We start from the raw sequence: 21,831 nt of genomic DNA on the forward strand, positions 1-21,831 counted from the left end.
TATTGACTGGAGGGAGAAAGATGACAAAGCAAACAGGTTATCTTGTTTTAAACACAGGGGATGTATTGGAAGGAGAATTTCTAGGTAAACCAATCGAACAAGAAGGTGAAATGGTTTTTAATACAGCGATGACTGGGTATCAAGAGGTATTAACAGATCCTTCTTATGCAGGACAAATTGTTACACTTACTTATCCACTGGTCGGAAATTATGGTTGTAATGATATGACAAAAGAAAGCCATTATCCAGCATTGGCTGGTTTAATTATCGGAACAGCTTGTGAACAACCAGATCATTATCAATCCAATTATTCTGTAAAGGACATGATAATGAAATATGACATTCCGACGTTACAAGGGGTAGATACACGTTCATTAACACGTATCATTCGCCAGCATGGAGAAGTGTATGGAAAAATCACAACCAATCCGACAGATAAACCAACGATTTGTAAAGTTAATCCTAACCTTGTGAAGCGAGTATCCGTATCATCTATCCAACAATACAAAGCGATCGGATCTGCTTCTTTCAGTCAAGCAACCCATGTTGTTGTTATTGACTTTGGTTATAAACACTCCATTACTCAAGCACTCATTGAGTTAGGCTGTGAGGTGACAGTTGTTCCTTACGATGCCTCTTTTCATGCGATTAAGCGATTAGACCCAGATGGAGTGATCGTCTCCAATGGACCGGGTGATCCGTCACATTTACAAGATCATTTGCCAATATTAAAACAAATAGCTCAAACGTATCCCACTTTAGGCATTTGTCTAGGTCACCAACTCATCGCATTAGCTTTTGGTGGTAAAACGAATCGTCTTCCATATGGCCATCGAGGAAGTAACCATCCAGTAAAAGATTTATTAACCGGAAAAGTTTATATTACGTCACAAAATCACGGTTATGTCGTTGATGATGCTTCAATTGACAGTACCGATTGGAGCATTTCACATCGAAATGTAAATGACCAATCTGTTGAAGGTTTAAAACATAAGCATTTAGATGTGACAACAGTCCAATTCCATCCTGAGGCAAATCCAGGTCCAAAAGATACACAAGAGATTTTCGAGCATTTTGTTGAACGGTTAAGTAAGAAGGAAGTGAAGCAGCATGCCTAAGATTGATAAGATCAAGAAAGTATTAGTTATTGGTTCAGGTCCAATTGTAATTGGGCAAGCAGCTGAATTTGATTATGCTGGTACACAAGCTTGTCTCGCGCTCAAAGAGGAGGGTGTGGAGGTTATTCTTGTAAATAATAATCCTGCAACGATAATGACAGATGAAAATATTGCAGATCAAGTTTATTTAGAGCCTTTAACTTTGGATTCATTAGACAAGATTATTCAAAAAGAAAGACCAGACGGATTGTTACCTACATTAGGCGGACAAACTGGACTGAATCTAGCAATGGAATTAACAGAAGCGGGTGTACTGGAGAAATATGATGTGACTTTATTAGGTACACCATTAGAAACCATTCAAAAAGGCGAAGATCGTGAAATTTTCAAATCGATGATGAAAGAAATTAATGAACCGATAGCAGAGAGTGTATCCACAAGTTCGATTGAGCATGCACTAACATTTGCTGAGCAAGTTGGTTATCCAATCATTGTTCGTCCTGCCTACACACTAGGTGGTGCTGGTGGCGGTATTGCAGATAATGCCTCTGATTTAAAGCGTATTGTGAAACAAGGGATTCATGCTAGTCCTATTAATCAAGTGTTGATCGAGCAAAGTGTGAAGGGATGGAAAGAGGTAGAGTATGAGGTAATGCGTGATGCAAACGATACATGTGTGATTGTTTGTAACATGGAGAATTTTGATCCAGTTGGTGTACATACGGGTGATAGTATTGTCGTGGCGCCATCACAAACATTAACAGATGATCAATATCAAATGCTACGCTCATCATCCGTAAAGGTTATTCGAGAGCTTGGTGTAATTGGTGGATGTAACATTCAGTTTGCGTTAAACCCCTTAAGTAATGAGTATATTATTATCGAGGTAAATCCACGAGTAAGTAGATCGAGCGCGCTTGCATCTAAAGCAACGGGATATCCGATTGCACGGATTGCTGCTAAAGTAGCACTAGGTTATCACCTAGATGAAGTGCTTAACCCGATTACAGGAGATACGTATGCTAGCTTTGAACCAGCAATTGATTATATTGCGGTGAAAATACCACGTTGGCCATTCGATAAATTTTTTCAAGCGGATCGTTTGCTTGGAACACAGATGAAGGCAACTGGAGAAGTAATGGCATTAGCAAGAAATTTTCCAACAGCACTTAATAAGGCAATTCGTTCACTTGAAGTCGGTTTGGATCAGTTAAGATTACCGTCACTAGAGGATTGGAGTAATGATGCTGTTGAGATAGCATTAGTTCGTCCAACAGATGAGCGTTTATTTGTTGTTGCTGAAGCCATTCGACGTGGCTATACAATTGACCAATTACATGAAATAACTGAAATCACAAAATATTTCTTATATGAAATTGCTGCTATGATAAAAGTGGAGCAAGATTTGAATCAAAAGAAATGGGAAGAGGTCTCTCAAGTAGATTTGAAAGTAGCTAAGCAATACGGTATTTCAAACAAAACGATGGCATCTATTTGGGGAGTTTCTGAATTAGAAGTTCAGACTCGTTTAGAAGAGGAGTCTGTTTTACCAGCATATAAAATGGTAGATACATGTGCGGCTGAATTTGCAGCTGATACACCATATTTTTATAGCTCTTGGAATGAACAGGATGAAGTAGAACCATTAACAGGGAAACGTCGTATCGTTGTACTTGGTTCAGGACCTATTCGTATTGGGCAGGGAGTAGAGTTTGATTACTGCTCTGTTCACGCGGCGATGTCTTTAAAGGAACAAGGGATTGATGCGGTGGTTGTTAACAATAATCCAGAAACAGTGAGCACAGATTTTAATACGGCCGATCATCTTTATTTTGAACCTTTAGCTGCAGAAGATGTCATTCAAATAGTAAAAAAAGAACAAGCGGATGGCGTGCTAGTTCAGTTTGGTGGTCAAACAGCTATTAAGCTAGCAGATGAATTGGTAGAACACGGGATCGAACTAACTGGTGTGGACTTACGTGTGATCGAAGCCACCGAAAATAGAGATCAATTCTATCAATTATTAAGAAAACTAGATATTCCACATATCCCAGGAGATACGGTGATGTCGATATCAGATGCGCAGGATGTTGCCGAAAACATTGGTTATCCTATTTTACTTCGTCCTTCCTATGTCATTGGAGGTCAAGGAATGGTTGTTCTCCAAACTGAAACTGAACTAATCAAGTATTTAAAGCAAATGGAACAAAGTACAGACTATTCTCAAATTTTCCCTTTGTTAATTGACCGTTTTATTCAAGGGAGCGAAGTCGAAGTGGATGCGGTATGTGATGGAGAAGACATTGTCATACCTGGTATTTTTGAACACGTTGAAAAAGCTGGGGTTCACTCGGGTGATAGTATTGCTATTTTTCCTGCACCAAGTCTTTCTGAAGTAGAAAAGCAAACCATTGAAGATTATACGAGAAAAATTTCTGCAGCTTTAAAGGTGAAAGGAATGATGAACATACAGTTTGTCATTAGTGAGGATCGACAAATGATTTATTGTTTAGAAGTAAATCCAAGAGCTTCTCGAACGGTTCCGATTGCAAGTAAGGTGACAGGTGTGCCAATGATTGACTTGGCAACACGAATTCAAATGGGAGAAAAGTTGAACCAACAACAATGGAAACTTGGATTGCATCAGGATGTTCCATTTTATGCAGTAAAGATGCCGGTTTTTTCAACAAATAAATTACCAGGAGTAGATCCGATTTTAGCACCTGAAATGAAATCAACAGGAGAAGCAATAGGACTTGGATCGACTGTATCTGCTGCAATGGCAAAAGCTTTTGGTTGGAAAAAAGAATTTTTACAACCAATCACAGAGGATAAAGCGATTTATTTATCATTAGAAGAAGTAGATGAGAAGTTGGTAGCTGCTTTAGCGACAATTACAGGGCAAATTTTTGCAGATGTGGATACAGCAAACCTTTTAGAGAAACGTGGTGTGAATATTGAACGGGTAGTATCTACTCAATCAGCTATTGAAATGAATAATGAAGAAGCTTTTTGTGTCGTATGTAGCACAAAGCTGGATGAAGCAAGCAAACAGTTGCGAGAAAGTACATTGCAAGCAGGAGCTATTTGTTTATCAGCTAATGAGACATTGCAAGCGTATATTCAAGCGATGGCATACACATTAGAAGCACCGAAAGCGATTAGTGAGTATCAAACAGATAAAAGTAGCGTGAATAAAAAAGAGGAGGCGTTACATTGAAGGAACAAAATGTAGCAGTACAGTTGCAGGGGAGGGATTTCTTAACCTTAGCAGATTATCAGCCAGAAGAAATTAAATATTTGTTAGACTTAGCTAAAGAAATAAAAGAAAAGAAAAAGCGAGGAGAAGTCTATCAACCCTTAAAAGGTAAAGTGTTAGGTTTAATTTTTGAGAAATCTTCTACTAGAACTCGAGTGTCGTTTGAATCAGGTATTTATCAGCTTGGTGGAACAGGATTATTTCTGAGCTCAAACGATATTCAGCTTGGTAGAGGAGAGACGATTTCAGATACGGCCAAAGTATTATCTAGTTATTTAGATGGCATCATGATCCGGACGTTTAAGCAATCAGATGTGGAAGAATTAGCGGAAAATGCCAGCATACCAGTGATTAGCGGACTAACAGATAGTTATCACCCTTGTCAGGTGTTAGCAGACTTACAAACGATACAAGAAGTGAAAGGAACCTTAGCTGGCTTGAAAATTGCTTACATCGGTGACGGTAATAATATGGCACATTCCCTTATGTTAGGGGCAGCCAAAATGGGGATGCAATTTAGTACAGCTTCACCAGAAGGTTATCTTACAGATGAGGAAATAGTTAAAAAAGCGAAAGAGATTACTGATGGTGCTAACATTGCAATTACAACGGATCCAATTGAGGCAGTAAAAGATGCTGACGTAATTTATACAGATGTATGGGCTAGTATGGGGCAAGAAAGCGAACAACAGGAAAGAGAAAAACTATTTGCAGCTTATCAAGTGAATGAATCGCTTGTACAACATGCCAAGGCAGATTATACATTTATGCATTGCTTGCCTGCGCATCGAGGGGAAGAGGTTACCGCTTCGATTATAGATGGAAAACACTCGGTTGTTTTCCAAGAAGCAGAAAATCGCCTCCATGCTCAAAAAGCATTGATGGTAGCGTTAATGGGATAATGGGACAAAGGGGTCTGACCCCTTTGTCCCAAAATAAGGGCTTTACATTACTAAATACTCCTTTATAATAAAAGTGAGTGATCACTCACTTTTATTATAAAGGAGTTGTTTGTATGTGTTCAATTATTCGTTTAGAGCAATTAAACCAAGCTTATGGAAAGGAAATGGTGCTAAAGAATGTTCAGCTACAAATTAACAAAGGCGAAATTTATGGATTATTAGGACCTTCTGGATCTGGAAAAACAACTTTAGTAAAGACGCTTATTGGGGCGTTAACGCCAAGAAATGGTTTGGTTCAAGTAGATGGTGTACAGATGCCTAACTTAAAAAAATTAAATGACATTGGATATATGGCACAAGCTGATGCATTGTATGATGAATTAACTGCTAATGAGAATCTGACATTCTTTGCAAAGCTGTACCAGATGCAAGGATCCTATCGAAACAAAAGGATAACAGAAGTATTGGAACAGGTAGATTTACTTCAAGATAAAGATAAACGAGTGGAGAATTTTTCAGGTGGTATGAAAAGACGCTTATCACTTGGAATTGCCTTATTACATGAACCAAAGATATTAATTCTAGATGAACCGACTGTTGGGATAGACCCTGTACTTCGAAATCGGATTTGGGATAGTTTTTATAAGTTAAAAAAATCAGGTGTTACTGTAGTGATTACCACTCACGTAATGGATGAGGCAGAAAAATGTGATCGTTTAGGACTTTTACGAAACGGAAGTATTTTAGCTAGCGGTACGCCAAATTCTTTAAAAGAACAAGCCGGCGTTGAAACCATTGAGGAAGCTTTTTTACAGTTGGGAAGTGATCAATCATGAAAATAGCTGCGATAATTACACGAATTATTCAACAGTTTCTTAGAGACAAACGAACACTAGCTTTATTATTCTTAGCGCCATTACTTATTTTAGTATTAACTTGGGTAGTGCTTGATCAAGAAGCAGGCAATTACTCAGTTGCAACCATAGATGTTCCAGGCCAACTAGTAGAGCAAATAGAAAGTGATTCAATTGAAATCATTGATACCGACACACCATATGAAGATTTAGCAGATGGAGAAGTTCAAGCAGTTTTAGTTATGGAGGGCCAACAATTAGAAATTACCATTGATAATAGTCAACCGAATATAGAGAAAGCACTATTCATGCATCTGCAACGTACGCTTTCAATAAGTGAAAATTCAGCGATCCAATTAGATGTTGAGCAATATTATAAAGCAGAAGTAGAAACAACATTTGACTATGTAGGTCCAGTATTGATTGGTTACTTTGCATTCTTTTTTGTTTTCTTGGTCGGCGGCATTTCATTTTTACGAGAAAAGTCACAAGGAACAATGGAACGATTGTTTGCCACACCGATCAGAAGCTGGGAAATCATTAGTGGTTACTTGGCAGGCTTTGGAGTATTTGCGATTATTCAATCGATTGTAGTAATTATTTTCAGTGTGTATGTATTAACTGTTCCGATGCAAGGCTCTATACTGCTTGTTATATTTATCACGTTGATGCTTGCATTGACTGCGCTAACCTTAGGGATGCTCCTATCCACTTTTGCCAAAAATGAATTTCAAATGATGCAATTTATTCCAATTGTTATTGTTCCGCAAGCATTCTTTTCTGGATTGTTCTCTTTGGATAGTGCTCCTGCATGGGTAGAAGGAATTGGGCGTGTTATGCCAATTAAATATGGTGCATCTGCACTAACTGATGTTATGATTAAAGGAAATGGATTAGGAGAGGTTAGCTTAGATTTACTCATTTTACTTGGTTTTTCTAGCTTATTTTTTATCCTCAATTTAGTTACACTGATAGCATATAGGAAATAAGGGAGAAAACAATAATGGACAAAGCATATATTCAACAACTTTTAGAACTGGACGGAGAATCAGTTAAATTAACGGAAAAGAAAGCAGCTATTCTAGCAAAAGCAATAGAAAACTTTGCAGAAAAAGGATATGCAGCAACTTCTACAAGTGAAATTGCTAAGCAAGCAGGTGTTGCGGAAGGGACGATTTTCCGCCATTATCCATCAAAAAAAGATTTGTTAATGGCAATTGTTAAACCAGGAATATTGAAGTTGATTGTACCGTATTTTGCTGACCAAATGATCCAAGAAGTATTAGATCCAGAAAAAGTTGAATTAGAAGAGCTATTGCGAGCATTTATTTACAATCGAGTAAAATTTGTTAAGAAAAATACCTTGATGGTTCGAATAATCTTACAAGAAATCGCTTTTCATCAAGAGATCCAAGAAGCGTTTAAGCAAACCTTTCTAACAAAAATCTATCCTAAGGTAGTGGAAAAGCTTAAAGAGTTACAACAAGAAGGCAAACTAAACGAATATCCAATAGATACAACCCTTCGTTTTATTTTATCGACAGTCATGGGCTTTTTGTTACATCGTTATATCCTTTTATCTGAACCGATAAAAAATGAGGAACAAGAAATTGAACAGATGATACAATTAATCTTAGATGGGCTACATTATAATCATAGGAGTGAATAATATGGTAAAACGTGCTTTGATTCATGTGGATTATACGAATGATTTTGTTGCAGAAGATGGTAAGTTAACTTGTGGAGAACCAGGTCAAGTCATTGAAGAGCAAGTAATAGCTATTACAAAACAGTTTGTAGCATCTGAAGATTTTATCGTTTTCGCTATCGATAAACATGAGGAAGCGGATCGTTATCATCCAGAAGCAGAATTGTTTCCGCCTCATAACATAGCGGGTTCCAAAGGTAGAGAGCTTTACGGGGAATTGCAAGCCTTATATAAACAAGTAGAGAACAAAGCACATGTTTATTACATGGATAAAACAAGATATAGCGCATTTGCCGGTACAGATCTAGAATTAAAGCTTAGAGAACGAGGAATTGAAGAATTGCATATCATTGGCGTATGTACGGATATATGTGTGTTGCATACGGCGGTAGATGCTTATAATAAAGGCTTTAAAATAGTGATTCATAAAGACGCAGTTGCAAGCTTTAATCAAGCTGGGCACGATTGGGCGCTTGGACATTTTGCGAATACACTAGGGGCAAAAGTGGTCTGACACAAACCTACAAATATTCCTTTAAATCTATGTTGGCTAATAGGCTAGTCTCCTGCTATAATTTAGATTGTGTAGTTTACCGTGCGATAACGGATAGGATAAATTGCACTTTATGACAGTTTAAAGGATGATAATTATGGAGCAAGAGTCTACAGTTTTTCAAGAATTAAGCCAACTAACGGCTAAAGAAAATATTCTAATAGATGAACCATTAAGAAAATATTTATATACAAAACTAGGTGGGAAAGCAGATTTCTTTGTTACACCAGCTAGTATAGAAGAAGTGCAAGCGATTATTCGTTATGCAAGTCAAACAAAAGTTCCGTTTACCTTATTGGGAAATGGATCGAATTTAATTGTGCGTGATGGTGGAATTCGTGGTATTGTAATGAGTCCAAAAAGATTTACTAATATCCGACGTGATGGAGATTTACTTATCGCGGAGAGTGGTGCACGGATTATTGATGTATCTTATCGTGCATTAGATGAAAAATTAACAGGACTCGAGTTTGCGTGTGGTATTCCTGGAACTGTCGGCGGCGCGCTGTATATGAATGCAGGTGCTTATGGCGGGGAAGTGAAAGATTGCTTAGAGAAAGCAGTTGTTGTTGATCAGAACGGAGAGTTATTAACACTTGAAGCATCCGAATTAGATTTAAGCTATCGATCAAGTAATATTCCTGAAAAAGGATATATTGTACTAGAAGCTCATTTTCGATTGAAGCCTGGAGAAGAGAAGGAAATTAAAACTGTAATGGATGATTTAACATATAAAAGAGAGTCAAAGCAGCCATTGGAATATCCTTCATGTGGGAGTGTATTCAAGCGACCACCAGGTTACTTTGCAGGAAAACTAATTCAAGATAGTCACCTACAAGGAAAAGGTGTTGGTGGTGCAGAGGTTTCGACTAAACATGCTGGTTTTATTGTGAATAAGAACAATGCTACAGCATCAGAATATATTGCTGTAATTGAGATGGTCCAGCGAACAGTTAAGGAAAAGTTCGGTGTAGATTTAGAAAGAGAAGTTCGTATTATAGGTGAAGATTAGAATACTCCTTGTACAGCATACCTACAATTGTTAGGTATGCTGAATTTGTTTTAACTTAAAAACAATGTATTGTCTATAGGGAGAAACAGCCGTGAACGGACCTGCTAATACGAATGTTATAAATACTCGTATACAAAAAATTAAAATTAGAATAGACAAGCTATGTTTGTACATAGATTTAGGTATAAGTGAATGAAAGATAAGGAAGGAACCAAAAAATGATTAGTCTCGATCCTATTTTCGTCTATGTAATGTTGACCTTATTATGGATTTGGTATAGAGGGAATCGCTATTTATCCCAAAAAGGAAAATTCCGTTTTTTTAGAGAGATTATTATCAATCTGTTTTTTGTTTATATACTATCTGTTACTTATTTGACGATGGAACCATTTTATTTTACCAATGAGTTTGCAAAAAAAGGTGCAATTAGCTTTGATACAAACCTATTTTATAATTTGACTCATATGGCTGATGGGTATTTAATGTATCAATTACTATATTCTTTAGGTAATATCTTGTTATTCCTGCCACTAGGTATTTTTGTACCGTACTTATTTCGTCATGTCCGTCATGTACTGTTGATTGTATTAATTGGATTCTTTTCGTCATTAACGATTGAATTAACACAGACATTCTTCACACCAACTCGTTTAGGTACAGTAGACGATCTGTTTTTTAATACATTAGGAGCGATGATGGGTTTTATTGGATTTACGATGGTAAGGTTTAGTTATTACAAAGCCATTCAATTTGCAAGGAAAAATAGAAATGCATAAAAGTAAAAAGAAAAAACTTGAGTATCTTTTTTAAGCATGTTAAACTATGAACAATCGAATAGGTAATTCCTTTGGGGCAGGGTGTAAATCCCGACCGACGGTGATAGATAGCGTAACTATCTTAAGTCCGTGACCCGGAGCACATAAGTGTGAAGGTGGATTTGGTGCGAATCCAAAGCCGACAGTGAAAGTCTGGATGGGAAAAGGAATGACGAACAAACATAGCCATTAGGATATGTTTATTTACTAACGCTAACAAAGCCCCAGAATCAAATGATCTGGGGCTTTTCTATGCTTCCACAATAAAGGAGTGGATGCAGATGAATAAGGAAAATTACATGGACATTGCATTATCACTAGCACAGAGTACAATTGGACAGACGAGTCCTAATCCATCCGTTGGTGCAGTTGTTGTTAAAGATGGTCGAATTGTAGGCATGGGGAGTCATTTACGAGCTGGTCATTCTCATGCAGAAGTGATTGCATTGAATCAAGCGGGAGATAACGGGAAAGATGCAGAGGTATATGTAACCTTAGAGCCTTGTGCACATTATGGTAAAACACCCCCGTGTGCTGATTTGTTAATTGAACGCCATGTAAAAAAAGTATATATTGCTTGTGTTGATCCTAATCCTCAAGTAGCTGGAAAAGGGATTGCAAAATTACAGCAGGCAGGAATTGAAGTAGAAGTTGGAACAAGGGAAGCAAGAGCGTTAGAAATAAATAAGCATTTTTTTCATTATATGGCACACAAAAGACCATATGTAACGTTAAAAGTCGCTATGACGTTAGATGGTAAGACTGCAACGAAAACAGGTGATAGTAAGTGGATCACCTCTAAAGAGGCTAGGCAAGATGTCCACAGAGAGCGCGCTATTCATGATGCCATTATGGTTGGTGTCAATACCGTTCAATTGGACAACCCACAGTTAACCACCAGACTGCCCCAAGGTGGAATAAATCCCATTCGAATTATTTTAGATACCCATTTATCGATTAATCAAACAAGTAACCTTTTGCATAATCATCAAGCACCCACATGGATTGTTTGTGGGAGTAAGGCAGATACCAGTGCATTTCAAACTAAATTTCCACACGTAAAACTATTACAGCAAGCAACACCAAACATTCTTTTACCAGAGTTGTTAGATCAACTTGGAGAAATGAAAATTCAATCTTTATATGTAGAAGGAGGAAGAACATTACACGGTTCATTTGTATCTGAAAAATTATTCCAGTCGTGTCATTGGTATATTGCGCCAAAACTATTAGGTGGAGCGGATGCACAGACAACAGTTGGTGGAAGCTCACCAGAAAAGATGATTGACGCATCACAATTGGTCATCACCTCGGTAGAACAGATTGGAACAGATATAAAAGTAATTGCCTATCCAACACAGGAGGTGAAGTAATGTTTACCGGAATTGTTGAAGAAAAAGGAACCATTTTATCTGTAAAACAACAAGCAAATAGCTTAAAACTAGTCATTCAAGCGAAAACCGTTCTTTCAGATGTGAAAGTTGGAGATAGTATTGCTGTAAATGGTGTATGCTTAACTGTTACTTCATTTCTAGCCGATCAATTTACCGTTGATGTGATGCCAGAAACGTTTCGATTTTCATCTTTATCACAGATCCATGTAGGTACGGAGGTAAACTTAGAACGGGCAATGCAAGCGAATGGTCGATTTGGAGGACATTTTGTATCTGGTCATGTTGATAAGGTAGGAGAAATTTCGAATATATGGACAGAGGCCAATGCGCGATATTTTTCTATTAAAGTGGATAAAAAAGATAGCAAGTATTTGATGTCAAAAGGCTCTGTTACGGTAGATGGTACCTCTTTAACTATTTTTGACGTGGACACAGATCATTTTGTTATTTCCCTAATCCCTGAAACACAAGAGAAAACGATTCTAGGTGAAAAACGACAAGGTGATCTAGTTAATTTAGAGTTCGACATGTTAGCGAAATACATGGAAAATTTGATAAGAAATAATGTTGAAAACAAACAGACTAGTCCAATCACTAAACATATTTTAAGAGATCATGGGTTCATTGATTAGGAGGAAACAGTTATGTTAAACACGATTCCAGAGGCATTAACTGCATTAAAACAAGGAAAAGTAATTATTGTTGTTGATGATGAAGATAGAGAGAATGAAGGTGACTTTGTTGCACTAGCAGAACACGCAACTCCTGAAGTGATTAATTACATGGCAAAAGAAGGTCGGGGGTTAATTTGTACACCGATGGCAACAGATTTAGCTAGTAACTTAGGGTTGGAGGACATGGTCGCCCGAAATACTGATCCACATGGGACAGCCTTTACGGTTAGTGTAGACCATAAAGATGCACATACTGGGATAAGTGCCTATGAACGATCATTAACCATTCAAAAATTAATTGATCCACAATCCTTAGCGACAGATTTTAAACGACCAGGGCATGTATTTCCATTGATTGCAAAAGATGCAGGTGTATTAGAACGGCCAGGTCATACAGAGGCTGCAGTTGATCTGGCGCATTTAGCCGACTCTTATCCAGCAGGAGTCATTTGCGAAATTATGCAGGAAGATGGGACAATGGCGCGTTTACCTGAGCTTAAAGCAATTGCAGAAAGAGAGAATATGCCAATGATCTCTATTCAAGATCTGATTGCCTATCGAAAAAAGTTTGATACTTTAATAAAAAAAGAGGTTGAAATAAAATTACCAACTAGTTACGGCGAGTTTAAATTAATTGCTTACACTGAGAAGTGGACGAAAAAAGAGCATTTAGCTTTAGTAAAAGGTGATATAACGGTTAATGATACACCATTGGTTCGAATTCATTCTGAATGCTTAACTGGTGATGTATTTGGATCACATCGTTGTGATTGCGGCCCTCAGCTGGAAAAATCATTACATGAAATTGAATCAGCAGGAAAAGGTGTATTAATTTATATGCGACAAGAAGGAAGAGGCATTGGATTGCTAAATAAGCTTAAAGCATATAAGTTGCAGGAAGTGGGATACGATACGGTTGAAGCAAATCACCAATTAGGATTTCCTGATGATTTACGTGATTACGCAATTAGTGCGCAAATGTTAAGAGATATTGGAGTTGAAAAATTAATATTGCTAACAAATAATCCAAGAAAAATTGCTAGTATGACCGAATATGGAATCAATGTTGTAAAACGTCAAGAAATTCAGATTCCGTCAAACAAAGATAATGAAAATTATTTAAATACAAAAAAATCTAAATTAGGGCATTTATTAAAAGGATAAGGAGAGATGATGAATATGGCAAAAACAGTTGAAGGTAATTTAGTAGGAACAGATTTGAAGGTTGGTATTGTTGTTGCAAGATTTAATGAATTTATTACGAGCAAATTATTAGGTGGAGCAGAAGATACACTGCGTCGTCATGGTATAAATGAAGAGAATATAACAATTGCATGGGTTCCGGGTGCTTTTGAAATACCATTAGTCGCAAAACGAATGGCTACATCTGGGAAGTATGATGCCATTATTACTTTAGGCACAGTTATTAGAGGATCTACTCCTCACTTTGATTATGTTTGCGCAGAGGTTTCAAAAGGTGTGTCGAAAGTTGCTATGGATGCCGATATCCCGGTAATATTTGGTGTGCTTACAACAGAAACAATTGAACAAGCGATTGAACGAGCTGGTACCAAAGCAGGTAATAAAGGGGCAGAAGCTGCTGTATCAGCAATTGAGATGGCCAATTTACTAAAAGAGCTAAACTAATAGTTGTCAAAAAACGAACTCATTTATGAATTGATTTCCAATTATTGGATGTGTCTAGCGATTGGGGTACAGTTCATTACAGAGTTCGTTTTTCAACTAACTATAAATTACTTAACAAATTACCAAAAGGCTTGAAAATAGTATCAATTAATTCTGTGGGACCTGGTATATCAGGGAAATAAAGTAGAACAATGGAGAGGGTTACGCTTGTTAACAAAAGAACAGCAAAAGCCTTTTTCTCTTTTTTTTGATTTTTTTTCAATTTTGGCCATTCGTAAAGAATGATCAAAATTGTAATGACAAGTATACCTAAAATAGATAACCATTTCATTTTTTTACTCCTTCTTTTGCTCTTCTTGTGGTATGTTAGATCTTCCAGGTCTTCTTATATAAGCTTCACCAATAATTTCCACCTCTAACTTAGGAAATTTTTCTTCCCACTTATCTTTTTCCTTTTCCCACTGTTTTGGAAATTTGTGATGAAAAGCTTCTCCAAACCCGAAGATGTCTGCTTCTAGTTCTTTTTGAACGTAATCTAATGTATCTTGAATACGCTCCTTTACTTTTCGTTCCAATTGTTTTTCTAATTTGTTCGTGATCTTTGGATCTAGTATATCTAAATTTGTTTCGTTTTCTACAACATCATCTTCAGTAGTGATATTAACGATCATTTTCCATTTTCCATCTTTAATAGTTGGAATAAGTTCCGTACTTGATCGTAATAATTCGAACGAAATATAACCTTCAGTATTGTCCGGTTCAAGCGTAACAGATGACATTTCAATTTTATCTCGTATCCACAGAACCCCTCTCGTTAAGGCGCTATCAATTTGTCCAACCATTTTATCTTTCTTAAAAATAGCCGATCCGCTCAAACGGAGTCCTTTTTTTCCCGTTGGATTTTCTTCAGCGGTTATGATTGGAAGTGCGATAGAACCAGATTCATTAGCTAATTGTTGAAGTAAATCTTTTGTTGTTATATTCAATCCTATTTTTAGCTTGGCTAGTTCTCTAGCAACTTCAGCAGAATTTAATTCAAAATCAGAGGGAACCTTAAGTATGTCACTAGCTTTACTGTCGACAATAAACACGTTAGCCCTTAACCTTGGAGAGGGGAAGCGTGCAAAGAAATCAACATGCTTTTTAATCCCATCTTCAGCCAACTCCTTACTAATAAAAATAACACGGTTATGTCCTTCAAAAAATTGACGGGAGAGCCCTTCTTGAAGTTTAGATCTAGCATCAAAAATTGTTTTTCCTTTAACCGTGTTAACAACAGTAGTCTCACCGTCAGATTGACCACCACTACTTGAACCTGAAGATGCCATCGCTTTTGGATTAGCAATTTGCACGGAAAGCTCAATATCCCCTTCGTCAGTCTTGTCAATACCCATCCCTGTAACGATAGCTAAATCATTTATTTCTACTCTATCCCAACAACCACTTAATACGAATAAAAGCAAACAAATGAAAATAGATCGTAGTAGTATGTTAGTTTTTAATAAAGGATGCATACTTTTCTCCTTTCCAATCCATATATATCTAAATGTGGGTAGGTTAATTACTTTTCTTTTTTCGAAGCATTGCTATTAATAAAAGGGAAACTGGAATAAACATCTGAAATACAAAAGCATAAACCGGCCAAGTTGTACTTGAAAATTCAGTTAGTTTCTGTAAGTTTGGGGTGACCCATATGCTTAAGACCACTAATAAGAATCCAATAGGAAAAACAATTGGACGATAACTAGTTAAGCCTAACCACTGGGCAGTACCAAGAACAATAGCATAATAAAAGACGGAAATCTTAATAAACATACCTGTCACCCATAGTGCCATTACAATTAATTCAACATGTTGAAGAAAATCAGCTATGCTGATATAACGCGCAGCGTCCATAAAAGGATAGGTGAAATAAGAAGTAATATCACCAAATAATAGAAGTGAAAACAAATTAGTAATGACTAAGGTAATCATGACAAGCGAAACGGATAAAACTCCCCACTTAAATGCATTTTTCTTTTTATTTAAATAAGGAAGTAAAAAAGAAATAAGTATAAATTCATTAAACCACTGTGAAGGGATGAGTGCCCCCTTTATTGATGGTGTCAACCCTTCCCCCATCACTGGTAATATATTCTTTGGATTTAACACCGGTATAAGTAATACAATGATAAATAAAAACAAGACTACAAATACCGGAAAAAAGAATTGAGAACTTCTTGCCAGTACTTCAATCCCTCCATAAACTGTGATTGCACAAACAAAGGCCATGCTTAAAACAACCACAATAATAGGTGTTTTTTGGAGAAAGTTACCAACTACAAACTCTCCATAATCTCTTAGGTTCATTCCATTGGTATGAAGTAAAAAGAATAAAAAACCAAATCCTATCAATTTTCCTGGTATCATACCTACGATTTTCTCACTATATTCAATCAATGTTTTTTGTGGATAATACTTGTGAAGAGCATAAGCGATAAAGATGGAAAGATAACCAAAAGTAGAAGCCCATATTGGTGATAGCCACATATCTTGCTTTGCAAAACTTCCTGTAGTAGCTGGCAAGACAAGAATCGCAGTTGCTGTTATGGTCGGATATAGTAATATAATCAATTGTATAGCACTAATTTTTCCTTTTTCAAGCATTGCAGCTTACCTCACTTTATTATTTGTTCAGTTATTGTTTTCCTTTGTTTGGACCTGGTTTTTGTTCTGGCGACTGACGATATTTATTGTAATCTCCAGTCAGATGAGGTCTTGTATTTAGTTTCCACCAAGGGGCTCGCATCATTGTATCCTTCATTTCACTCAATTTCATTGGTGCCATTGGACTAAGGTATGGTACACCAAACGAACGTAAAGTGGACATATGAACAATAATCATGATAAGTCCAAGCATTACACCAAGTAATCCAAGCGTTCCAGCCAGTAAAACTAACGGAAAACGAATCATTCGAATAGCAATAGCTGCTGAGTAACGTGGAACGGTAAAAGAAGCAATACCTGTAATTGCAACAACGATAACCATTGGTGCAGACACAATTCCCGCAGAGACTGCAGCTTCTCCAATAACTAGAGCACCTACAATACTAACAGCGGATCCGACTTGCTTGGGGAGTCTTAATCCAGCTTCCCGTAAAGCTTCGAATGTTATTTCCATAATAAATACTTCCACAATTGCTGGGAATGGTACTTGTTCACGTGAGGCTGCCATACTAATCAACAGTGCAGTTGGTATCATTTCCTGGTGAAAGGTGAGTAAAGCAACATACAATGATGGTAAAAGTAATGAAATAATAATAAATATAAATCGAAGCCATCTTATCGCGGTCGCAATTAAAAAGCGACTATAATAATCCTCATTCGATTGAAGAAAAGAATAAAATGTAGTTGGAACAATAAGCGCAAATGGTGAACCATCTACGAGAATAGCCGCTCTGCCTTCCAATAGATTACCCGATACGGTGTCAGGCCGTTCTGTGTCCAACATCTGTGGGAAAGGAGAGTATGGGTGGTCTTCGATAAACTCTTCGATTACTCCACTATCTAGAATGCCATCAATGTCAATTCGTTTTAAACGATTTTTCACTTCTTCAACGAGTGTATGGTCTACAATACCATCAATATATGTAATAATTACTTTCGTTTTTGTATATTTTCCGATTTCCATCGATTGCATTTTGAGCTTTGGGCTTCTAATTTGTCTACGTATCATCGAGGTATTTACAGCTAATGTTTCTACAAAACCTTCGCGTGGCCCTCTGATTACTTTTTCAGCTTCAGGTGGCTCTATCGATCGTTTTTCCCATTTGGTTAAACCTAGCGAAAACCCGGTTTTATATTTATCTACTAAAACAATGGGATTTCCTGATGAAATGGCTTGGATACAGTCTTCAAATGTTTGCAGTTCTTTTACATCCGAAACAGCTACTTGGCTTTTTACAAGACTTCCTATTTGAATATCGTTCTGGTTTTCATTTTTTTCCATAAGAGGGGAGAGAACACTGTCATCTATTTCATCTGTATTTGATAGTCCTTCGATGTAGAGTAGAATGGCGTCATACTTACCGCCTATTAAGAAAGGGCGTAAAATGAAATCAGAACAATCACTATAAATGGAACGAAACTCTTTTTCATTTTCTTTCACACTTGTAAATAAGGAGCTTTGTTCCTGCTTTTGATTAGATAATGGTTTAGGTGCTGCATTTTTTTTCTTTTTTTTAGATTTTAGTATCTTCCACGACATAACAGTCCCCCCTTCCAAATCAATGTAAATATTCTTTTTTATAGTGTGTTATAAGTTTGAGATTTTATTACAGGTTTTGAATGAAAAGAAATAAGAGAGAGCTTAATAAAAAAGTAAAATAGTATAGCGCATATTATGATAAGATAGATCTTAATTAAATTAGTGAAGGTAGGCTACAAAAAATGCATTCTAATGTAAATATCTTATCGGAAGTAGAAAATGTAAATGAAATAGAATTAGCACTAACAAAGTTTAACTCGAAAAGAGCACTTTCTCTTGTCGAAAAAAACCTCGTAGCTAAGCGAATTGGTAATTGTATCTTGCTTATTGATTCTAAATCACCCGGTTCAATGTATTACAATCGCATCAAGGGTTTTGGAATAAATGATATGGATAGAGTAGATGAAATATTACATAACTACTATTCCAAACAGCTAGTACCATGCTTTGACATGACAGCTTATGATTTAAAATTAGAAGTAGCTCCATTATTAATGAGAAAAGGTTTTTATTGCGCTGAACAACTAGTTTTCTTAGGGATCGAACCTTATTTTAAAAAATATCAAAGTGAAATGAGGGTTGTACAAGTTAACGAGGAAAATGTTTATGAATTTCTTGATCTTGTCACACGTTCAAATGATATGAATCTAAATGCAGAAATACTTGAAGGAAAAGCAATGTATTTTTATGAGCCTAACTTTAAAAATTATATGGTGTATATTGGTGAAGAAGCAATAGGTATGGGATCATTGTTTATCAAAGGCGAAACAGGCTATATAGCAAATGATTTTACATTCGCTTCTCATAGAGGAAACGGCGTTCAACAGATGTTACTTTATCATCGAATGAATGTTGCAAAACAAATGGGTTTTAAAAAATTATATACAGATGTGGCGTTCGGATCTATAAGCCATCAAAATATGTTGAAGCTAGGATTTGAGACCATCTATCAAAATTCATTTTGGATTAAATCCGAATAGAAAGATGCTAATCATGTCGTGTGTGTTAATGCGAATTAACAGTAATCAAGTTGAATTGCAATTTAGTAATCACCTTGATAGAACCGTATGGAGGAAGAAATGTGAAGATATTAGAACTACCAATAGAATTTGATTTTAATGGACAAGAGAATTGGATTTATCCCAGCTTAATCATTATTAATAACGAGTTGACCTTGGTCGACACAGGGTACATGGATTTTTTACCATTGATTGAAAGAGAAATTATGAAAAATGGTTATGACATGACGCAATTAAAGCATATTATTGTTACACATTATGATGATGATCACATTGGATCTTTATATGATTTTAAGAAAAAATATCCTTCGATCAACATAATAGCTAGTGACATAGAAGCAAAATACATTAGTGGTGAAATGAAGTCAGAAAGATTAGCTCAAGCGCAAGAAATGCTTGGAAATATGTCTGAAGAAGAATTAGAATTTGGAAAATAGTTTATACAGCAATTAAAGGATTTAAAGCATGTTTCAATTGATCAGAAGGTGTATGATGGTGAGATGATCTTAGATAACAAATGCAAAATAGTAGCAACACCGGGACATAATTCAGGTCATATTTCATTGTATTTTCCCGATTTGAAAAGTGTTATTACAGGCGATGCAGCTGCAAATGAAAAACAAGAATTAGTCGTAGCTAATCCACATTTTTGCTTGGATATTGAGAATGCAGAAAAGTCTCTGAACAAAATTAAAAATCTTAAAGCTGAAAGTTACTATTGTTATCATGGAGGAAAAGTGACGTTATAATTTTTTGCTTTATAGAACGGCGATAAAATTCGATTCATTAAAAATTAACATGAGGTAAGAGGCTGTTTAAAATAGTATTTGATTGTTTGCGGGTTTTTCATTCGTCTTTTTCAATTAAGCTTGACAATGAAAGCGGCTTTACTCTATAGTATGTATAATTAAATCCTATATTTAAACGATGAAAAGAAATAATAAATAGTATGTTTTATGTTAGAGAGGAATTGGTTGGTGGAAAATTCTATAAAACGCTATTGAACCTGTCTTTGAGTATTTGGTCGATAAGATACAAACGGAGCGTGTCTCCGATATCAAAAAAAGTGTGCAAGTGGGATTTCTGCTTGTAAACAAGGGTGGTACCACCATATCCTGGTCCCTTATCTATTGATAAGGAGGCTGGGATTTTTTTATTGAAAAATGGATGGGAACTGGAGGAAATAAAATGGCTAAGAAAAAACAATTTGTTGAAAAAGTAACAGCAATGGAAGATGATTTTGCAAAATGGTATACAGATGTCGTGAAGCAAGCAGATCTTGTTGATTATGGTTCTGTTCGTGGGACTATGATTATTCGTCCGTATGGTTATGCGATTTGGGAGAACATTCGAGATATATTAGATAAGAAAATAAAAGCAACTGGACATGAGAATATGTATTTCCCATTATTTATTCCAGAAAGCTTGTTGCAAAAAGAAAAAGATCATATCGAAGGTTTTGCGCCTGAAGTAGCTTGGGTTACACATGGTGGAGATGAAGAATTACAAGAAAGACTAGTCGTCCGCCCGACTTCTGAAGTGTTGTTTGCAGAACACTACTCAAAGATTATTCATTCCTATCGGGATTTACCGAAGCTATATAACCAATGGAGTAATGTCGTTCGTTGGGAGAAAACAACGCGCCCATTTCTTCGTTCATTAGAGTTTTTATGGCAAGAAGGACATACATGTCATGCAACAAATCAAGATGCTGCAGCAGAAACAGACCAAATGCTAAATCTCTATGCAGACGTCTGTGAAAAATATTTAGCGATGCCAGTAGTTCGTGGAAAGAAAACAGATAAAGAAAAATTTGCGGGTGCGAAATATACATTAACGATTGAAAGCTTAATGCATGACGGAAAAGCATTACAAGCAGGAACATCGCATCATTTGGGCACAGGATTTGCTGAATCATTTAATATTCGTTATACAGATGAACAAGGTGAATCACAGCCTGTACATCAAACATCTTGGGGAATCACTACACGATTAATTGGGGCACTTATCATGGTGCATGGGGATAATCGAGGATTAGTTATTCCGCCGAAAATTGCACCAACACAAGTAATGATAATTCCTGTTGCGCAGCATAAAGAGGGTGTCTTAGACAAGGCTTATGCGATAAAAGATCGATTAACAAACGTAGCTCGCGTAGATATTGATGCAAGTGATAAAATGCCTGGATGGAAGTTTAATGAATATGAAATGAAAGGTATTCCATTACGAGTGGAAATCGGACCGAAAGATATCGTGAAAGGCCAAGCGGTGATCGTTCGTCGTGATACAAGTGAGAAATATTTTGTAGCGCTGGATACATTAGAGAATACCGTGAAAGAACTACTTGAACAGATCCAAAAAAATTTATTAGAAAAAGCGCGCAATCATCGTAATCAAAAAACATCCATTGCAACAAACATGGAAGAGTTTAAGGCAGTATTAGAAACGAATCCAGGATTTATTCAAGCAATGTGGTGTGGCGACCAAGCATGTGAAGATAAAATAAAGGGAGAAACAACTGCTACCTCTCGTTGTATTCCGTTTGAGCAGAAAAATGTGAGTGATAGTTGTGTTTGTTGTGGAAAGCCAGCAACAGAAATGGTGTATTGGGCTAAGGCTTACTAAAAATA

Annotated in this window: 19 protein-coding genes, 1 pseudogene, 1 riboswitch and 1 other annotated feature; of the genes and pseudogenes, 16 read left to right on the forward strand and 4 right to left on the reverse strand. The window is 36.5% G+C overall.

What is annotated here, in order from left to right:
* Window positions 1-20: 20 nt before the first annotated feature.
* The 13 genes from HP569_RS08230 (at window position 21) to ribH (ending at window position 13,936) form a co-directional block, all read left to right on the forward strand.
* Complete coding sequence (locus HP569_RS08230) at window positions 21-1,118, forward strand: carbamoyl phosphate synthase small subunit (protein ID WP_182200689.1); 1,098 nt, start codon at window positions 21-23, stop codon at window positions 1,116-1,118.
* On the forward strand, window positions 1,111-4,338 hold the full coding sequence (carB, locus tag HP569_RS08235) for a carbamoyl-phosphate synthase (glutamine-hydrolyzing) large subunit (RefSeq protein WP_182200690.1): 3,228 nt from the start codon (window positions 1,111-1,113) through the stop codon (window positions 4,336-4,338). Before HP569_RS08230 ends, carB begins: the two co-directional genes overlap by 8 nt.
* On the forward strand, window positions 4,335-5,279 hold the full coding sequence (gene argF / locus HP569_RS08240; RefSeq protein WP_182200691.1) for an ornithine carbamoyltransferase: 945 nt from the start codon (window positions 4,335-4,337) through the stop codon (window positions 5,277-5,279). Before carB ends, argF begins: the two co-directional genes overlap by 4 nt.
* A gap of 113 nt (window positions 5,280-5,392) precedes the next feature.
* Window positions 5,393-6,115 (forward strand): ABC transporter ATP-binding protein, encoded by a 723-nt coding sequence (locus HP569_RS08245; RefSeq protein ID WP_182200692.1) that lies wholly within the window; start codon window positions 5,393-5,395, stop codon window positions 6,113-6,115.
* Window positions 6,112-7,122 (forward strand): ABC transporter permease, encoded by a 1,011-nt coding sequence (locus HP569_RS08250; protein WP_182200693.1) that lies wholly within the window; start codon window positions 6,112-6,114, stop codon window positions 7,120-7,122. The genes HP569_RS08245 and HP569_RS08250 overlap by 4 nt, the downstream gene beginning before the upstream one ends.
* A gap of 14 nt (window positions 7,123-7,136) precedes the next feature.
* Window positions 7,137-7,802, forward strand: coding sequence for a TetR/AcrR family transcriptional regulator (locus tag HP569_RS08255; RefSeq protein WP_182200694.1), 666 nt, complete (start codon window positions 7,137-7,139; stop codon window positions 7,800-7,802).
* Window position 7,803: 1 nt separating this feature from the next.
* The gene (locus HP569_RS08260) at window positions 7,804-8,355 is read left to right on the forward strand and encodes a cysteine hydrolase family protein (RefSeq protein WP_182200695.1); all 552 of its coding nucleotides are present in this window, start codon (window positions 7,804-7,806) and stop codon (window positions 8,353-8,355) included.
* Between the two features lie 136 nt (window positions 8,356-8,491).
* A complete protein-coding gene (gene murB / locus HP569_RS08265; protein ID WP_182200696.1) occupies window positions 8,492-9,406 on the forward strand; it encodes a UDP-N-acetylmuramate dehydrogenase in 915 nt (304 codons plus the stop codon).
* Between the two features lie 251 nt (window positions 9,407-9,657).
* A complete protein-coding gene (locus HP569_RS08270; RefSeq protein WP_281366444.1) occupies window positions 9,658-10,182 on the forward strand; it encodes a VanZ family protein in 525 nt (174 codons plus the stop codon).
* Between the two features lie 63 nt (window positions 10,183-10,245).
* A riboswitch (FMN riboswitch) is annotated at window positions 10,246-10,394 on the forward strand.
* Window positions 10,395-10,502: 108 nt separating this feature from the next.
* Window positions 10,503-11,594, forward strand: coding sequence for a bifunctional diaminohydroxyphosphoribosylaminopyrimidine deaminase/5-amino-6-(5-phosphoribosylamino)uracil reductase RibD (ribD, locus tag HP569_RS08275; RefSeq protein ID WP_182200698.1), 1,092 nt, complete (start codon window positions 10,503-10,505; stop codon window positions 11,592-11,594).
* Window positions 11,594-12,247 carry a riboflavin synthase gene (ribE, locus tag HP569_RS08280; RefSeq protein WP_182200699.1) on the forward strand — a complete coding sequence of 218 codons (654 nt, stop codon included), beginning with the start codon at window positions 11,594-11,596 and terminating at the stop codon, window positions 12,245-12,247. Before ribD ends, ribE begins: the two co-directional genes overlap by 1 nt.
* Before the next feature lie 12 nt (window positions 12,248-12,259).
* Window positions 12,260-13,453 carry a bifunctional 3,4-dihydroxy-2-butanone-4-phosphate synthase/GTP cyclohydrolase II gene (locus tag HP569_RS08285; RefSeq protein ID WP_182200700.1) on the forward strand — a complete coding sequence of 398 codons (1,194 nt, stop codon included), beginning with the start codon at window positions 12,260-12,262 and terminating at the stop codon, window positions 13,451-13,453.
* Between the two features lie 15 nt (window positions 13,454-13,468).
* A complete protein-coding gene (ribH, locus tag HP569_RS08290; protein ID WP_281366445.1) occupies window positions 13,469-13,936 on the forward strand; it encodes a 6,7-dimethyl-8-ribityllumazine synthase in 468 nt (155 codons plus the stop codon).
* Between the two features lie 100 nt (window positions 13,937-14,036).
* On the opposite strand, the gene HP569_RS08295 is transcribed toward ribH, so the two are convergent.
* From HP569_RS08295 to HP569_RS08310, 4 genes are read right to left on the reverse strand one after another with little or no spacing between them, the layout of a single operon-like run.
* Entirely contained in the window at window positions 14,037-14,267 is a 231-nt protein-coding gene (locus HP569_RS08295; RefSeq protein WP_182200702.1) for a hypothetical protein, read from the reverse strand.
* Window positions 14,268-14,271: 4 nt separating this feature from the next.
* Window positions 14,272-15,450: a Ger(x)C family spore germination protein gene (locus HP569_RS08300; protein ID WP_182200703.1), complete on the reverse strand. Its 1,179-nt coding sequence runs from the start codon at window positions 15,448-15,450 to the stop codon at window positions 14,272-14,274.
* A gap of 43 nt (window positions 15,451-15,493) precedes the next feature.
* Complete coding sequence (locus tag HP569_RS08305; protein WP_182200704.1) at window positions 15,494-16,582, reverse strand: GerAB/ArcD/ProY family transporter; 1,089 nt, start codon at window positions 16,580-16,582, stop codon at window positions 15,494-15,496.
* Window positions 16,583-16,613: 31 nt separating this feature from the next.
* Window positions 16,614-18,182, reverse strand: a complete 1,569-nt coding sequence (locus HP569_RS08310) for a spore germination protein (RefSeq protein WP_182200705.1) — start codon at window positions 18,180-18,182, stop codon at window positions 16,614-16,616.
* 182 nt (window positions 18,183-18,364) lie between these two features.
* Between HP569_RS08310 and HP569_RS08315 the strand changes: the two genes are divergently transcribed.
* The 3 genes and pseudogenes from HP569_RS08315 to proS all read left to right on the forward strand — a co-directional run bounded on the left by HP569_RS08315 (window position 18,365) and on the right by proS (window position 21,826).
* Window positions 18,365-19,162, forward strand: coding sequence for a GNAT family N-acetyltransferase (locus HP569_RS08315; protein WP_182200706.1), 798 nt, complete (start codon window positions 18,365-18,367; stop codon window positions 19,160-19,162).
* 101 nt (window positions 19,163-19,263) lie between these two features.
* Window positions 19,264-19,950, forward strand: a pseudogene (locus HP569_RS08320) (MBL fold metallo-hydrolase).
* A gap of 169 nt (window positions 19,951-20,119) precedes the next feature.
* Window positions 20,120-20,328: a binding site (T-box leader), on the forward strand.
* A gap of 61 nt (window positions 20,329-20,389) precedes the next feature.
* The gene (proS, locus tag HP569_RS08325) at window positions 20,390-21,826 is read left to right on the forward strand and encodes a proline--tRNA ligase (RefSeq protein WP_182200707.1); all 1,437 of its coding nucleotides are present in this window, start codon (window positions 20,390-20,392) and stop codon (window positions 21,824-21,826) included.
* The last annotated feature ends 5 nt before the right edge of the window (window positions 21,827-21,831 follow it).

This window comes from Paraliobacillus salinarum (assembly GCF_014083865.1).
Lineage (GTDB): Bacteria > Bacillota > Bacilli > Bacillales > Amphibacillaceae > Paraliobacillus > Paraliobacillus salinarum.

Excerpts from the sequence above, each read along its gene's own strand:
- HP569_RS08230 (WP_182200689.1), top strand. The coding sequence starts at position 21 with ATGACAAAGCAAACAGGTTATCTTGTTTTAAACACAGGGGATGTATTG.
- carB (WP_182200690.1), top strand. The coding sequence starts at position 1,111 with ATGCCTAAGATTGATAAGATCAAGAAAGTATTAGTTATTGGTTCAGGT.
- HP569_RS08245 (WP_182200692.1), top strand. The coding sequence starts at position 5,393 with ATGTGTTCAATTATTCGTTTAGAGCAATTAAACCAAGCTTATGGAAAG.
- HP569_RS08250 (WP_182200693.1), top strand. The coding sequence starts at position 6,112 with ATGAAAATAGCTGCGATAATTACACGAATTATTCAACAGTTTCTTAGA.
- HP569_RS08255 (WP_182200694.1), top strand. The coding sequence starts at position 7,137 with ATGGACAAAGCATATATTCAACAACTTTTAGAACTGGACGGAGAATCA.
- HP569_RS08260 (WP_182200695.1), top strand. The coding sequence starts at position 7,804 with ATGGTAAAACGTGCTTTGATTCATGTGGATTATACGAATGATTTTGTT.
- murB (WP_182200696.1), top strand. The coding sequence starts at position 8,492 with ATGGAGCAAGAGTCTACAGTTTTTCAAGAATTAAGCCAACTAACGGCT.
- HP569_RS08270 (WP_281366444.1), top strand. The coding sequence starts at position 9,658 with ATGTTGACCTTATTATGGATTTGGTATAGAGGGAATCGCTATTTATCC.
- ribD (WP_182200698.1), top strand. The coding sequence starts at position 10,503 with ATGAATAAGGAAAATTACATGGACATTGCATTATCACTAGCACAGAGT.
- ribE (WP_182200699.1), top strand. The coding sequence starts at position 11,594 with ATGTTTACCGGAATTGTTGAAGAAAAAGGAACCATTTTATCTGTAAAA.
- HP569_RS08285 (WP_182200700.1), top strand. The coding sequence starts at position 12,260 with ATGTTAAACACGATTCCAGAGGCATTAACTGCATTAAAACAAGGAAAA.
- ribH (WP_281366445.1), top strand. The coding sequence starts at position 13,469 with ATGGCAAAAACAGTTGAAGGTAATTTAGTAGGAACAGATTTGAAGGTT.
- HP569_RS08295 (WP_182200702.1), bottom strand. The coding sequence starts at position 14,267 with ATGAAATGGTTATCTATTTTAGGTATACTTGTCATTACAATTTTGATC.
- HP569_RS08300 (WP_182200703.1), bottom strand. The coding sequence starts at position 15,450 with ATGCATCCTTTATTAAAAACTAACATACTACTACGATCTATTTTCATT.
- HP569_RS08305 (WP_182200704.1), bottom strand. The coding sequence starts at position 16,582 with ATGCTTGAAAAAGGAAAAATTAGTGCTATACAATTGATTATATTACTA.
- HP569_RS08310 (WP_182200705.1), bottom strand. The coding sequence starts at position 18,182 with ATGTCGTGGAAGATACTAAAATCTAAAAAAAAGAAAAAAAATGCAGCA.
- HP569_RS08315 (WP_182200706.1), top strand. The coding sequence starts at position 18,365 with ATGCATTCTAATGTAAATATCTTATCGGAAGTAGAAAATGTAAATGAA.
- proS (WP_182200707.1), top strand. The coding sequence starts at position 20,390 with ATGGCTAAGAAAAAACAATTTGTTGAAAAAGTAACAGCAATGGAAGAT.